Origin of the sequence: Pseudomonas sp. FP2294, from assembly GCF_030687625.1 — a bacterium.
Lineage (GTDB): Bacteria > Pseudomonadota > Gammaproteobacteria > Pseudomonadales > Pseudomonadaceae > Aquipseudomonas > Aquipseudomonas shahriarae.
In genome coordinates this window covers 2,908,141-2,924,153 of record NZ_CP117441.1, presented here as the reverse complement: position 1 = coordinate 2,924,153, position 16,013 = coordinate 2,908,141, and the positions used below count along the sequence as shown (strand labels likewise).

Annotated in this window: 6 protein-coding genes; 4 read left to right on the top strand and 2 right to left on the bottom strand. The window is 61.5% G+C overall.

Annotated features, from left to right (window positions below; genetic code table 11):
• The first annotated feature begins 202 nt into the window (after positions 1-202).
• The 4 genes from PSH73_RS12925 to PSH73_RS12910 all read left to right on the top strand — a co-directional run bounded on the left by PSH73_RS12925 (position 203) and on the right by PSH73_RS12910 (position 12,304).
• Complete coding sequence (locus tag PSH73_RS12925; protein ID WP_057959470.1) at positions 203-2,176, top strand: alpha-1,4-glucan--maltose-1-phosphate maltosyltransferase; 1,974 nt, start codon at positions 203-205, stop codon at positions 2,174-2,176.
• Between the two features lie 92 nt (positions 2,177-2,268).
• Entirely contained in the window at positions 2,269-5,583 is a 3,315-nt protein-coding gene (gene treS, locus PSH73_RS12920) for a maltose alpha-D-glucosyltransferase (RefSeq protein WP_057959471.1), read from the top strand.
• A 146-nt stretch (positions 5,584-5,729) separates the two neighbouring features.
• The gene (gene glgB, locus PSH73_RS12915) at positions 5,730-7,958 is read left to right on the top strand and encodes a 1,4-alpha-glucan branching protein GlgB (protein WP_057959472.1); all 2,229 of its coding nucleotides are present in this window, start codon (positions 5,730-5,732) and stop codon (positions 7,956-7,958) included.
• A 608-nt stretch (positions 7,959-8,566) separates the two neighbouring features.
• Complete coding sequence (locus PSH73_RS12910; protein WP_305462653.1) at positions 8,567-12,304, top strand: hypothetical protein; 3,738 nt, start codon at positions 8,567-8,569, stop codon at positions 12,302-12,304.
• Between the two features lie 9 nt (positions 12,305-12,313).
• On the opposite strand, the gene PSH73_RS12905 is transcribed toward PSH73_RS12910, so the two are convergent.
• The gene (locus PSH73_RS12905; RefSeq protein ID WP_186625402.1) at positions 12,314-14,890 is read right to left on the bottom strand and encodes an autotransporter outer membrane beta-barrel domain-containing protein; all 2,577 of its coding nucleotides are present in this window, start codon (positions 14,888-14,890) and stop codon (positions 12,314-12,316) included.
• 247 nt (positions 14,891-15,137) lie between these two features.
• Entirely contained in the window at positions 15,138-15,899 is a 762-nt protein-coding gene (locus tag PSH73_RS12900) for a PIG-L deacetylase family protein (protein ID WP_057959509.1), read from the bottom strand.
• Positions 15,900-16,013: the final 114 nt, after the last annotated feature.

The following is a 16,013-nucleotide window of genomic DNA, read 5'->3' as shown; positions in this document are numbered from 1 at the left end:
ATCGGTATGGCCTCCTTTGTGCTTTGTTGTATCGGGGACAATCGGCACGACCGATTGATTCCCGCCCGGCGGGCGGCACATCCATCTGAACTTTCCGCGAGCCACCGGGCTCGGACCTTATGTGGCCGGCTCAGGAAGAGCCCGCCTGCAGCACTGACAATCAAGCACAAGAGCGTCCATGGGGCGTAAGGGGAGATGCTCGATGACGGCTGAAATACCCGGATTACCACTGTCCCAGGCACTGTTGCTGCCCAGGATCGCCATTGAAGACACGATGCCGGTGATTGATGCCGGCGCATTCGCGGTCAAGGCCGTGCAAGGGCAATCCATCCACGTTACCAGCAAGGTGTTCGCCGACGGCCATGACCAGTTGGCCGTGTTGATTCGCTGGCGGTCGCTGAGTGAAGACAACTGGCATCGCGAGGTCATGGCAGACAAGGGCAACAACACCTGGGAAGGCACTTTCGACGTCACCCTGCAGGGCCCGCACCAATATTGCATCGAGGCGTGGATCGACCATTTCGCCAGTTTCTGCTACGAACTGGGCAAGAAACACACCGCCGGGGTTCCCGTCAGCCTGGAGCTGCAGGAAGGTCGCCAGCAGGTCTTGCAAGCCGCTGAACGCAGTGAAGGTGAGCTGCAGGAGCACTTGCAGCAATTGCATCAACAATTGTCCGGGCTGCTGGAAACCGAGCAGGTCGCGTTGTTTCTGCACGAACACAGTGCACAGCTGATGGCCGAGGCCGATTTGCGCCCCTACCTGAGTATCAGCCCGGTGTATCCACTGGATGTGGAACGGCCACAGGCGCTGTTTGCCAGTTGGTACGAGCTGTTTCCGCGCTCGATCACCGACGATGCGGCGCGCCACGGCACCTTCAATGACGTGCATGGGCGCCTGGCGATGATCCATGACATGGGCTTTGACGTGCTGTACTTCCCGCCGATCCACCCCATCGGCCGTAGTCACCGCAAGGGCAAGAACAACTCACTGACCGCCGGCCCCGAGGATCCCGGCAGCCCGTATGCCATCGGCAGCGAGGAGGGCGGCCATGACGCCATCCATTCGCAGCTGGGCACCCGCGAGGATTTCCGCCGCCTGGTAGCCGCCGCCGCCGAGCACGGCCTGGAGATCGCCCTGGACTTTGCCATCCAATGTTCCCAGGACCACCCCTGGCTCAAGCAGCATCCCGGCTGGTTCAACTGGCGCCCGGACGGCACGATCAAATATGCGGAAAACCCGCCGAAGAAATACCAGGACATCGTCAACGTCGACTTCTATGCCACCGATGCGATCCCCAGCCTGTGGCTGGAGTTGCGCGATGTCGTGCTGGGCTGGGTCGAGGAGGGGGTCAAGACCTTCCGCGTCGACAACCCTCACACCAAGCCGCTGCCGTTCTGGCAATGGTTGATCAGCGATGTACGGGCCCAGCACCCCGAAGTGATCTTCCTCGCCGAGGCCTTCACCACCCCGGCGATGATGGCGCGGCTGGGCAAGGTCGGTTATTCCCAGAGCTACACCTATTTCACCTGGCGCAACACCAAGGCCGAATTGAGTGAGTACTTCACCCAGTTGAACCAGTCGCCCTGGCGTGAATGCTACCGGCCGAACTTTTTCGTCAACACCCCGGACATCAACCCGGGCTTTCTGCATGAGTCCGGGCGCCCCGGCTTTTTGATCCGTGCCGCGCTGGCCACCATGGGCTCGGGCCTATGGGGCATGTACTCGGGTTTTGAGCTGTGTGAAAGCGCGCCGGTGCCGGGCAAGGAAGAGTACCTGGACTCGGAAAAGTACGAGATCCGCCCCCGGGACTTCAGTGCCCCCGGCAACATCATTGCCGAGATTGCCCAACTCAACCGCATCCGCCGGCAAAACCCGGCACTGCAGACACACTTGGGCCTGACGCTCTACAACGCGTTCAACGACCACATCCTGTACTTCGGCAAGCGCAGCGAGGATGGCAGCAACTTCATCCTGGTCGCCGTCAACCTCGACCCGTTCAACGCCCAGGAGGCGCATTTCGAGCTGCCGTTGTGGGAGATGGGCCTGCCGGACGACGCCCAGGTGCAGGGCGAAGACCTGATGAACGGCCATCGCTGGACCTGGTACGGCAAGATCCAATGGATGCGCATCGAGCCCCATATGCCATTTGGCATCTGGCGCGTAACCCAGTCTTGAGTCGGATGCAGATCAACTGTGGGAGCGGGCAAGCCCGCACACATTGATCCAGTCCAGTCTGTAAGTTTTCTTGAATTTTCCAGGAGTTTCCAATGGCGAAGAAACCCAAGGCTGCCACCTTTATCAAAGACCCGCTCTGGTACAAGGACGCGGTGATTTACCAGGTTCACGTCAAATCCTATTTCGACTCCAATAACGACGGCATCGGGGATTTTCCCGGGCTGATCGCCAAACTCGACTACATCGCCGACCTGGGCGTGAACACCATCTGGCTGCTGCCGTTCTACCCCTCGCCACGCCGTGACGACGGCTATGACATTGCCGAATACCGTGGTGTGCACAGCGACTACGGGACCATGGCCGACGCCAAGCGTTTTATCGCCGAGGCGCACAAGCGCGGGCTGCGGGTGATTACGGAGCTGGTGATCAACCACACCTCGGACCAGCATCCGTGGTTCCAGCGCGCGCGCAAGGCCAAGCCTGGCTCCAGTGCCCGGGACTTCTACGTGTGGTCCGATGACGACCAGAAATACGACGGCACCCGCATCATTTTCCTCGACACCGAAAAGTCCAACTGGACCTGGGACCCGGTCGCCGGCCAGTACTTCTGGCACCGCTTCTATTCCCACCAGCCGGACCTCAACTTCGACAACCCGCAAGTCATGAAGGCCGTGCTGTCGGTGATGCGCTACTGGCTGGACATGGGCATCGACGGCCTGCGCCTGGACGCGATTCCTTACCTGATCGAGCGCGACGGCACCAACAACGAAAACCTTCCCGAAACCCACGATGTGCTCAAGCAGATCCGTGCCGAGATCGACGCCAACTACCCCGACCGCATGCTGCTGGCCGAAGCCAACCAATGGCCGGAAGATACCCAGCTGTACTTTGGTGACCAGAAGGGCGACGACGGCGACGAATGCCATATGGCCTTCCACTTCCCGCTGATGCCGCGCATGTACATGGCCCTGGCCCAGGAAGATCGCTTCCCGATCACCGATATTCTGCGCCAGACCCCGGAAATTCCCGCGAACTGCCAATGGGCGATTTTCCTGCGCAACCATGATGAGCTGACCCTGGAAATGGTCACCGACAAGGAACGCGATTACCTGTGGAACTACTACGCCGCCGATCGCCGCGCGCGCATCAACCTGGGGATTCGCCGACGCCTGGCGCCCTTGATGGAGCGCGACCGCCGCCGCATCGAGCTGCTCAACAGCCTGTTGCTGTCCATGCCTGGCACACCGACCCTGTATTACGGTGATGAAATTGGCATGGGCGACAATATCTACCTGGGCGACCGCGACGGCGTGCGCACGCCGATGCAATGGTCCATCGACCGTAACGGTGGTTTTTCCCGCGCCGACCCGGCCAGCCTGGTGCTGCCGCCGATCATGGACCCGCTCTACGGCTACCAGTCGGTCAACGTCGAAACCCAGGCCCAGGACCCCCATTCCCTCCTGAACTGGACGCGGCGCATGCTGGCGATCCGCAAGCAGTCCAAGGCGTTCGGGCGCGGCACCCTGAAAATGCTCTCGCCGAGCAACCGCCGGATCCTCGCTTACACCCGCGAGTACACCGGCGTCGACGGCAAACAGGAAATCATCCTGTGTGTGGCCAACGTGTCGCGTACGGCCCAGGCGGCGGAGTTGGACCTGTCGGCCTTTGCCGGCATGGTTCCGGTGGAAATGCTCGGCGGCAATGCCTTCCCGCCCATCGGTCAGCTGAATTTCCTGCTGACCCTGGCGCCGTATGGCTTCTATTGGTTTGTGCTGGCCGCGGAAAACCAGATGCCCAGCTGGCATGTGGAACCGGCCCAGAGCCTGCCGGACTTCACCACCCTGGTCCTGAAAAAACGCCTCGAAGAATTGCTCGAAGCGCCGTGCCGCACCACTCTGGAGCAGACTTCACTGCCCAGCTGGCTGGCCAATCGGCGTTGGTTCGCCAATAAGGACTCAACCATCGACCGCGTGCATATCGCCTATGGCGTGCGCTTTGGCGATGCCCAACATCCGGTGCTGCTCAGTGAGATTGAAGTGACCAGCGGCGGGCAGACCAGCCGTTATCAGTTGCCCTTTGGCCTGCTGGGCGAAGATCAATTCAGCAGCGCCTTGCCGCAGCAACTGGCCCTGGCACGGGTACGCCGGGTGCGCCAGGTGGGCCTGATCACCGATGCGTTCAGCCTCGACAGCTTCATCCGCGCGGTGATCGAGGGCCTGCGCGCCGAGACCGTGCTTACCAGCAGCGATGGGGAGATCCGTTTCGAGCCGACCCCACAATTGCCCGACTTGCCCCTGGGCGACCAGTTGCAAGTGCGTTACCTGGCGGCCGAGCAGTCCAACAGTTCAGTGGTGGTCGGCGAAAGCCTGGTGCTGAAGTTGATCCGCAAGGTCAGCACCGGGATTCATCCGGAACTGGAAATGGGCGCCTACCTGACCGCCGCCGGCTACGCGCATATCTCGCCGTTGCTGGGTTCGGTGATCCGCCGCGATGCCGAAGGCCAGGACAACCTGTTGATGATTGCCCAGGGCTATCTCAGCAATCAGGGCGATGCCTGGGGCTGGACCCAGAACAACCTGGAGCGGGCGATACGCGATGAATTGGCCGAAGCGATTTCCGAACAGGAACAGCACTACAACGCCCTCGGCGAACTGGCGGATTTCGCCGGGCTGCTCGGGCAACGGCTGGGGGAAATGCACAACGTGCTGGCCGCGCCAACCACCAACCCGGACTTCCAGCCCGAAGTCACTACCGTCAAGGACAGCCAGGGCTGGGCCAAGCAGGTGGGCGCGCAGATCGAGCGTGCATTGCAACTGCTCAAACAGCATCAAAACCAATTGAACCCCGCCGACCAGGGGTTGGTCACTCAACTGCTGGCACAGAAAAAGGCGATTGCCAGCCATGTGCAGGCCTTGGCAAAAGCCACGATGGGCGGCTTGCGCATCCGGGTCCATGGGGATTTGCACCTGGGCCAGGTCCTGGTGGTCAAGGGCGATGCCTATCTGATCGACTTCGAGGGCGAGCCCGCGCGGCCGTTGCACGAGCGCCGAGGCAAGCACAGCCCGTACAAGGACGTCAGCGGCGTACTGCGTTCGTTCGACTACGCCGCCGCCATGGCCCTGAATGTGCAAGGGCAAGGGCTGGATCACTCGGCCGATACCGATGCCTCGCGCCAACGCGTGGTAGATCGCTACCTGACTGAAGCGCGCCAGGCATTTATCCAGGCGTATCAACAGGCTACGTCTACACTGGCGCATGACTGGCAGGATGCCAAAGGAGCAGAAGCGGCTCTCGCATTGTTCAGCCTGGAGAAGGCGGCGTATGAAGTGGCCTACGAGGCAGAGAACCGCCCGACCTGGCTGGCAGTGCCATTGCGCGGATTGCACGGGTTGCTGGACGGGCGTTAAAGGCGTACGTCAAAACAAAGCAGATCGAATGTAGGAGTTGTCGAGCTGTCGCCAGGCTACGATGGCGGCGTTAGCTGACACTGCGCCAGCGCTGGCAAGCCAGCTCCCACATTTGATCCTTAGTGTCACAAGCGGTGGGAGAAATCATGAGCTTTACACATAAAGAACCGCTGCAATCGAAATTCGCGGTCATGCCGGCACCCAAGGATATTGAAGCCCTGGTGCGCGCCGAACATCCGGATCCGTTTGCGCTCCTCGGCCCCCACGACGATGAGCAGGGCGGCCAGGTTATCCGCGCATTCCTGCCTGAGGCCTTGAGTGTTGAGGTGCTGGCCCGTGACAGCGGCGACGGGCTTGGCAGCCTGGATGCCACCCCGGTTCCCGGCTTGTTTATCGGGCATTTCTCTACACGCCAAAGCTACCTGCTGAAGATCCAGTGGGCCGGCGGCGAGCAAATCACCGAAGACCCCTACAGCTTCGGCCAGTTGCTCGGGGAAATGGACCTGTACCTGTTTGCCGAAGGCAATCACCGCGAGTTGAGCAATTGCCTGGGCGCCCAAGTGACGAGCGTCGATGGTATCCAGGGCGTGCGCTTTGCCGTGTGGGCGCCGAATGCCCGGCGGGTCTCGGTGGTGGGCGACTTCAATATCTGGGACGGGCGCCGCCACCCGATGCGCCTGCGGCATCCCGCCGGGGTCTGGGAAATCTTTATCCCGCGCCTGCAACCGGGCGCGGCCTACAAATACGAAATTCTCGGCGCCACCGGGATCCTGCCGCTCAAGGCCGATCCCATGGCCCTGGCCACCCAGTTACCGCCCGACACGGCGTCGAAGGTCGCCGCGCCATTGCAAGTGGCGTGGTCGGACGAAGCCTGGATGCAGACCCGGGGCGAACGCCAGGCGCCGAGTGCGCCCCTGTCAATCTACGAACTGCACGTCGGTTCCTGGCAATGCGAGCTGGACGAGTTGGGCGAAGTGTCGCGCCAATACGGCTGGCGCGAGTTGGGGGAGCGGCTGATTCCCTATGTGCAGCAACTGGGTTTCACCCATATCGAACTTATGCCGATCATGGAGCATCCGTTCGGTGGTTCCTGGGGTTACCAGCCGTTGTCGCAATTTGCACCCAGCGCACGCTTTGGTTCGCCCGACGAGTTTGGCGCGTTCGTCAACGCCTGCCATCAGGCGGATATCGGCATCATTCTCGACTGGGTGCCGGCGCATTTTCCTACCGATACCCATGGCCTGGCCCAGTTCGACGGCACCGCGCTGTACGAATACGGCAACCCGCTGGAAGGCTTTCATCAGGACTGGGACACGCTGATCTACAACCTGGGGCGTACCGAGGTCCATGGTTTTATGCTGGCGTCGGCATTGCACTGGCTCAAGCACTTCCATATTGATGGCCTGCGGGTGGATGCGGTGGCGTCGATGCTGTATCGCGACTACTCACGCAAGGCCGGGGAGTGGGTGCCTAACCGCCACGGAGGGCGCGAGAACCTCGAAGCCATTGAGTTCCTGCGCCACCTCAACGATGTAGTGGCCCTGGAAGCTCCCGGCGCCCTGGTAATCGCCGAGGAATCCACCGCCTGGCCTGGCGTCAGCCAGCCGACCCAGCAGGGCGGCCTGGGGTTCAACTACAAGTGGAACATGGGCTGGATGCACGATTCGCTGCATTACATCCAGCAGGACCCGGTGTACCGCGCCCATCATCACAATGAGCTGAGTTTCGGGCTGGTGTATGCCTGGTCCGAGCGTTTTGTGCTGCCGATCTCCCATGATGAGGTGGTGCATGGCAAACACTCGCTGATCGACAAAATGCCCGGCGACAGGTGGCAAAAATTCGCCAACCTGCGGGCCTACCTGAGCTTTATGTGGATGCATCCGGGCAAGAAGCTGCTGTTTATGGGCTGCGAGTTTGGTCAATGGCGTGAGTGGAACCACGACCAGCAACTGGATTGGTACCTGCTGCAGTACCCGGAACACCGGGGTGTGCAGAAACTGGTGGGCGACCTCAATCGCCTGTACCGCGAAGAGCCGGCCCTGCACGAGCAAGACGACGCACCGCAAGGCTTCCAGTGGTTGATTGGCGACGATGCAATCAACAGCGTCTATGCCTGGCTGCGCTGGAGCAAGGACGGCAAGCCGGTGCTGGTGGTGGCCAACTTCACCCCTGTGCCCCGCGAGGCGTACAAGGTGGGGGTACCGTTTGCCGGCAGTTGGAAGGAGGTGATCAATAGCGATGCCGACACCTATTCCGGTTCCAACTACGGCAACGGCGGTGAAGTGTTCACCCTCGACGAGCCGCACCATGGGCAGCCGGTGTCGCTGGCGTTGAATCTGCCGCCACTGGGGGTACTGATTCTGCGCCAGGAGTAAAGGCGCGCCGCATGGCCATCGTGGCCTGACCACGATGGCCTGACCAACGCTGTTACCAAACCGTCTGGAACATTTTCTTACGTGTGCGCCACACAAGGATGTCAGCGATCAGGCGCAGTTTCCCAGTCCCCCTTCGTTTCGTCGCTGTGCCTGTGTATCACTGCCAGAGACGAACCATCATGACGCCTGTCCACCTCAACACACGATTTGCGCCTGCTGCTCCCACCTTGTCACGCTCCGACACGCCACCACCCAGCGAAGGCAGTGCCGGCCTGACGCTGGTGCAACCGCCTGCGCTGGCGACTCCCTCACACCAGGTGCAAGTGCGGGGAAAGCTCGGTGATCTGGACGAAATACTGCGGGTGCTGCACGCGCTGCAAACCCCGAATGCCGTCGTCAATAAAAGCTTGTTTCTCAACAAAGACTCGCCGCTGATACCCGCCAATGGCTCGACCCAACCGGGGACCAATCGGCTGGATAACATGCTCGCGTTTTACGGGATAGTGCCCTCCAACCCCAAGACACCGGAGCAGGTGCAAGCGGCGATTGACGCTGCGCAAGATGCGCGTAGCGAAATCAGCCTGGGCCTGGGTGATCCGTCCAGTGACATGGATGGCTTGCTGGACAAGCGCAATGAGCCCGCTATCCAGGCCTGGGTTGCCGAGCAAGAGGCCAAGTACAAAAAACCGTTGCTCAGCCAGCTGACCGAAGACCTCCCACCCCAGGCTCTGAAAAAAGCCCAGGGCACGCCGGCCGCCGTGCTGGAGCTGATACTCAAATCGCCCAAGGCCAATGAACGGGTTCAGCAGTTGTTAAAAACCCTGGGCGGGGCCGAGTTCCCCCTCGATGGCGTCATAACGCCCGAAGTCAAGGTCAAGCTGTTGCTCAAGGCCCTGGCCTTGAGTCTGGACCCGCTGCAGACGCGCCAACCCGGGCAGGTTGCCGGCTTTAATCTGGCCTCGAGTGACCAGTGGGGCCAAAGCTACCCGTCGATAAAGTCCGCGTTCAGGAAACACCTGGTCGATTCACGGCAGCTTTCCGGGGATCAGGCCCATCTGGCGGCCTATATTCTGCAACCCCTGTTCCCGCCCGACTTTGCCGTGCGTGATACGCCAGCGGATCTACCTTACCGAGGGTCGGCGGTGTGGGTGAACTTCCAGCAAGGCGTCAGTCTGGCTGAAACGATCGCGCCGGGCTCGTCGCGGCGCATGGGCTTTCAACAACTGGTCGATCTGCCTGGCAAGCTCAGCGAGCAAGCTACAACGGACGGTGAGTGGGCGCTCATAACCTCGACCCGTACCCCGGCGGTTCTGGCGTGGGCGGTGACGCAAGGGGTGCTCCCACAGAAGGAAAGCTATTCGCAGGAAGATATAAATAAGGCAGCCACTGCACTGGACGCCCATATCGATAGCGTGGTCGCGGCAACCCAACAGATGGCGGCCGATGTGCCGATGCGCAAAGACTATTTCGAACGGATGCAGAAGGGCACTTCCCGGACCGAGGTGCTGAGCCTGATCAGTCCTGTTTTTGCTCTGTACAGGCACATGAGTGGTGAGAAAATCACCCCCTCGGACGTCAACTATCAATACCCTGTTTATGATGAAGGCCAGTTCCAGGGGGCGTTTGACAAATACCTGGCCGATACCAAGGTCGCCTACGGAACGCTTGTCCGCAGCCAGTTGACCCAGTTGCCGCTAAAGGACCGCGAGGCGATTGAACGGGGTGACGTAACGCTGTATGCCCTGCGGACAAAACCCGGCAGCCCCAATGAAACCGCCGAGGAGAAAAAGGCCGCTGTCACACGCCCGGCGTTTATTCTCAAAGCCAAATACAAGGGCGAGACAAGCTACTACGAAGTGAATCCGGTCAAGGGTATCGCCCGGCGGCGCGACGACTTGAAGCCGATCCTGGAGTCCTACAACCCCACCGATAAACGCTATGGCAAGGATTTCATTTCAATTGACCATTCCGCTGAGGGTGAGCCTTCTGAAGAGCTGGTAGTCCGCCACACCCGCCCCGACAGCAGGGCCGAGTTCAAGCAACAGTGGACGGATTACAAGGCCGGCAAAGGCCCCAAACCCAAGAGCTTTTCCATCGTGGTACCGCAACAGCTCGCGCACTTTTCAGCGGCGAGCAATCCATCGACAGGTGCGGTGCCGCACACCCTGGCGTCCGAACGCTCAGTGGAGATCGCCAAGGCCATTACCACGGATCTGTTTTATGTCGATGAAACCACGCTCAAGCAGTGGGCGGAGTCGGACCCGGCCCGGGAAAGCGCAGCCCATAAAAACGACGACGCCTTTTGGGATCGGGTCAAAGGCGTCGGTCAGATGGTTGTTCCGTTCTGGAGTGGCATCGAAAACCTGGTCAAAGGCAATACCAAGGAGGGCATCAAGGATCTGGTGGTCGACGGCCTGCTGACCTTCGCCGGGCCGGCGGGCAAGTTTGCCGCGGGCTCGGTGCGCCTCCTGTCCACGGCCGGCAAGATTGGCGTAAGGGCACTGCTGCCAAAATTTCTGCCCCTGGTGAAGAAGTTCGCGGTTTCCGTGGCGCACAATCTCAACCCGCTTGACCCGGTGATGCCCGCGATCAATGGCCTGGGGGGCAGGCTCATGAAGTCTGGGCGCGCGGGCCTGAGCAATCTTCAGGCCGGTATTGCCAAGGTCAAGCAATCCGGCTTCCTTAAACTGCCCGGCAGAGGCCGCTACGACATTACCCCGAAGATCCCCCTGACCCCCAGGCCCGTCGCGCAGGGCCTGACCTTGCGGGTCCCCGAAGGCCTCTCCAGTGACCAGGTCCGAGTCCTGCATCGGCACACGTACAGCGACCTGGTTATCGGTGATGATGTCTATCGCTATAACCCGAAAAAGCCCGACAGCCTGATCAAACTGGGCGGCCCGGAGGATACCGAGCCGCTTGAAGGTTTGGTGATGAGCTGTGGCGGCGGGGGCCGGCGATCCAAGCGGGACCTGAATGACCTGTGCTACACCAAACAGATCGAGCCAGGAGGCACGCCGGTCTTTCAGGACGCACAAGCACTCGAGCATCGCCGACTGATCCCGCGGGCCGGCCCAGGAAAAGGGCCGCGCACGGTCATCCATGAGCACCGTCGTTACCGCGTCAATGAGGCGGGCAACCAGGAGCTGCTACCGATGGCGAGTGTAGGACCTGTGACCTACAAACCTCGCACGACCGGCAGCGTGGTCAACGAAGCGGATTTTGGCTATGACGATTTTGGTGTGCCCCGGGCGATCAACCAGGAAACGGTGGTGGTCAAGATGGATGCGATCAGCGACCTGAGTAATGACCAGCGTGTCATCAGGGGGGTCAAGGTCAACCATAATGGCCACCAGTACGTGGTGGTCGAGGCTGATACTGGCGTGCACTATTACGCTGAGCTGACAGGCAACGGGCAACTGGATTTTCACCGGATGACCCGCAGTGATGCGCTGGATGTCGAATTCATCAAGTTCTACGACCAATACAAGGATATCTACGGTTTCGCGGCGCAGGGGCTCCCGGACAATCAGTTGGTGGTACTGCCCAGCCTGGAGACGCTGATCAAGAAAATCGTCGCCGACGAGCCTATGTCACCTGCCGAAATCAACCACCTTGCCAGCGTACTGCAGGGTCTGTCCCCCGAGAAACAACGCGAAGTCCTGATGGCGGTGTACGCATCGGGAAACAACCCCGGACATGTGGTAGTGGCGGCCAAACCGATCCGCCTGGCGCCGATCAACAAGCCTGCTGACTTCGCCCAGTTGCCGGCTGAACAACAGAACCGCGTGTATGCAGAAGGTGCGAGAAAAGCGGTAGACGAGCAGTTTCAGGCCACGGGCATTCGCTCAGCCAATCAACAGGTGCCCGGGCTTGCCGGTGAGGCCACGCGCAACGCCACGGCCACAGAAGTGGTGGGTTGGCTGTACACCCGCACGGGGGCGCCCAATTATTCCGAAATGGTCCTGAAGACCGGCGCCGGCAATTGTGACCAGATGGCCAAGGTCGCCGTTGATACGATCAATGCCAGTGGCGGCAATGCCCGTATCGCGCAAGTCAAAGGACATACCTTCGCGGTCGTCGGCGGGCCCCCGGGCCAGCCCCGCAGTAAAGGGTTTGTGGGGCCGGAGTGGGATCAGGCATGGGTCGTCGACCCCTGGGCCGGTATCACCTGCCGGGCGGCAGACTACCCGGCCCAGTTCAAGGCGCGGATGCAGGAGTGGAGCCAGTCTGGCAGACGCATCCTGATCAGCGATGGAGGAACGCCGCCGCGCTCGGTGTGGAGCGACCCCATGGACCCACGCTGGATAAGCGCCACCGTCGATGGTGAAGCCCAGGTGTTCCAATAATCCGTTGCGCTAAAACTCCATCCTGAGGCCCAGGGTGCCCTTGCGCCCATCCAGTGCATTGCTGTCGAGGTTGCGCGCATAACCCACCTCGCCATACACGCTGACACTGCTGGAAACCTGCAGCGTGGCGCCGGCACTCAGGTCCAGGGTGGTGGATTTCTGCTCGGTATCAATGTCCGTGGCGTCATTGAATCGCACACGATGGGTCCCGGATGCACCGTGCCAGAGGTTGGTGCGGATATAGGGCTGGACTGGCATCGCGGCCAGGGTATAGCTGCCGCGCAATCGGGCCCCGAGCCGGGTGGTGATGGCGGTGTCCGCGGAAAACCCGACCTTGGACACCCCATCATTCTGGCTATCGAGCCTGGTTTTATTGGCGATCAGTTGCACCTGCGGCTCCAACACCCAGTGTTGCCCGACCTGCAGCGGTATGCCGGCTTCTACCGAGCCCAGCACATCGTGACCTTTGGTCTTGAGCTTGAGCCCCCGATCGGATTCGCTGCTGCCATTGAGGCGGGTGCCCATCAGCACCACATCGACGTACCAGCCATACGGGTCGAGCAACGTCCAATACAGGCCCAGGCTGTCGCCGCGTAATGTGGTGTTGCCAGCATCCAGGTGCTGCCATCCGCGGTTGAACCCATCGACATTACCCCTCAGGCGGCTATGCCCGACGAAGAAGCCCAGCCGCTGGGTCTGGCCATTGCCAGTGGTCCAGGCATGGACATCGCTGCCCACCTGGAAGCCGCTGACCGAACCGTCCAACCGTGGGTTGACCGTGCCGGCGTAGGTCTGGCGGCTACTGCTGCCGTAAACCCGGCCCCAGCCTGCCGGGAATGAGCCGGTGGCGGTCTGGCGACTCTGATCGCCCATGCGTTCGTGGTAGGTCCCGAGCATGGCCCGGACGGTCTGCTGCGCCGCCGGAAACAGCGTCGAATACACCGGTACCTCGGGGCGGTAGATCGGGATCGGCGGTTCACCGGGCACCGGCGTTGGCAAGTCAACCGGCGTGCCTTCGCCAGGCACCGGCAACGGCACCGGGGGCTGCTCCGGCTCGGGCAGGGGAGGCGCGACAATGGCTGAGCGCAGGTACCACTGTTGTTCGGAGCCGGCACTGACACCGCCCTTGAACAGGAAGTACTCAAAGGCCCCGGCGGACACCGAACCGCCTGCCAGGCTGAAGGCCCGGTCGCTGCCCGTCGCACCGTTGCGCGCTTCGACCACCTGGATGCCGTTGCTCAAGGTCTCGGCGCCGGCCCCGCCCAGATTGCTGACGTTGAGGGTCGTGGTGCCCAGTAGAGAGCCCTGGTTCACCACCAGTTTGTCACTGGCGGCACCATCGCCGGCCAACACACTTTGCAGCGCCATCTGCCCGTTGTTGCCGGTGTAGGTGCCATTTACCGTCAGGCTGTCGGTGGCGCCGGTACTGCCGGTTGTCATGTCGATCAGGCCGCTGTTGTTGAGGCTTGCCAACTGGCCGGCCGTGAATGGGCTGATGGCCCCCTGGCTGACCAGCAGCACACTGCTGCCGTCGATATTCAAGCTGCCGGTACCGCTGCCGCTATCCCCCAGTTTGAAATCCTGCGCCAAGGTAAAGCGCGAGCCGTTGTCCAGGTTGACCGTTTCCCAGTTGACGTAGCGTTCTGCGGTGGCTGCCTGGGTGTTATCGAAGACCAGGGTGTCGGTGCCCACGCCGCCATCGACCAGGGGCGTGGAAGAGAGCAGGGCCTGTGTCAGGTTTTGCAGCAATGCCCTGTCGTTATCCGCGCCCATATTGACCGCTGAATTGATCGTGCCTGCCCCGATCCAGTTGAACTGATCGTTGCCGAAGCTCATCAGCACCTGCCCATTGACCACGCCGCCGGTCAGGGTGAACAGGTCGTCGCCACCGCTGACACTGACGTTGCCGCCGATATACCCCCCGGAAACAGCGATGGTGTCCAAGCCAAAGCCAGTCACCAGGTTGCCGTTGATCCGCCCGCCGAGCAGGGTGTAGAAGTTGTTGTCGAGCTTCATATCCACCCGGCCGATGGTGCCGGCGGATTGGGTGGCCACGTCGCCATCCTCGAATGCCCCGACGATCTCGCCACCGCTCATATAGAACGTATCGCGGCCATCGCCCTGGGCCACGCTGGCCACGCGCCCGCCGCTTTGCGCATAGTTGTCGATGCCGTTGCCCTGATTGATCGCGCCCACGGTGCCGCCGCTGATCTGCACCGTGTCGGCACCATCGCCCTGGGTCACTGCACCCACCACCGCATTGAGGTCCGCGCGGAAAATATTCGCGCCATTGCCCATGTTCAAGGCGCCCATGCTGCCTGACTGGGTTTCCACCTGATCATGGCCGTCGCCAAACGTGACAGTGCCGGTGATCGCGCCATTACCACCGCTGGGAAGACTGAGGGTGTTATTGCCATTGAGGTCGGTAAAACCGGGTGCTGTGCCACTGTCGCAGAGGGTGGTGTCGTCACCCGCAGTGATCACCGGGGTACAGGCCGCATAGGTAGCTGGCGGGAAGGTCCCCATCAGGGCCGCGCTGGTTAGCCAGGCGCCCAGGTACCGCCGCACATATCGCCGTGTGCTCATGATCTATCCTCGCTCGATGGAAGATGACGTCCCGCCGCCCCCAAGGGCAGGCACGGTCCGGACCATGACAACGCAAAAAAGCACGATAACGATAAGGGACAACCGGTTTCCTGTTTCGTAAAACATCGCCAATGCAAGGGGTTGGCATGGCTATCTCGACTGCACCTGAACCTGTGCAGTGCTGGTTCCACGTTAGCAACCGCCGGGAAGGGCCGCCACTGTCAGAATTAACAGGTATAGACCTGTGTCACAGGAACACGATCTCATAGGGCTCACGCATACGCTCCAGCAACACCGGTGGCAGCATGGGCGCCAGGCCGATCAGCGGGTCGCCGAGCAACTGACTGGCGTAGGCGTGGGCGGCATGGCGTTTGCGCGCCACGCTCCAGGTGTCGAGGCGCACCTTGCGCGCGCACTGCCAGGGCATGCGCCCGGCTTCGCGGGCGGGCCAGTGCCAGGCCCAGATCGGCAACTCCAGCAGGCGCGCGCCCGTCAGCGCACAGGCGATGGCGGTGGCACGACCAACCGCATCGTGGTCGTCATTGCCATCATTGCGCCAAGTGGTAAACACCACATCGCCGGGTTGCAGGTAACGCGCAATAAACTGGCTCAAGGGCTGTTCGTGGGCGGCCAGGGCGTTGTCGCAAAAGCCACCACGGATCCATTTCAGGCTGTGCAAGGGCAAGCCCAGGCGGCGCAGGGCCTCGACACTTTCCTGGGGCCGGAACACGCTCAGGCGTTGCGCCGACCATTGGTTGGAGCCCGGATGGCTGGCACTGCCGTCGGTGATCGAGATCAACTTCAGAGGGTAGTCCAGGGCACTGAACAGCTGCAGCAAACCGCCGCAGGCCAGCACTTCGTCCCCAGGATGCGGAGCAACTACCACCACGCGTGAGCCTGGGGGCACCAGCAGAGAAGGGCTGATGGTCGGGATTTGCGCCAGCTGAGGCGCACTGTTCCAGATTTGCGCCGGCACGCGGCGCCCGTCGTGCAGGGGGGCGGGTTTGATCAATGTCACGTCCTTGTCCGTTTGATGCAGGTCGTATCCCGTTGACGGGTCGACTCTCCTTTTTGTCGCGCAGGCGCCAGGCCCGTACGGCACGCTGGCGTTCCGAATCCTGGA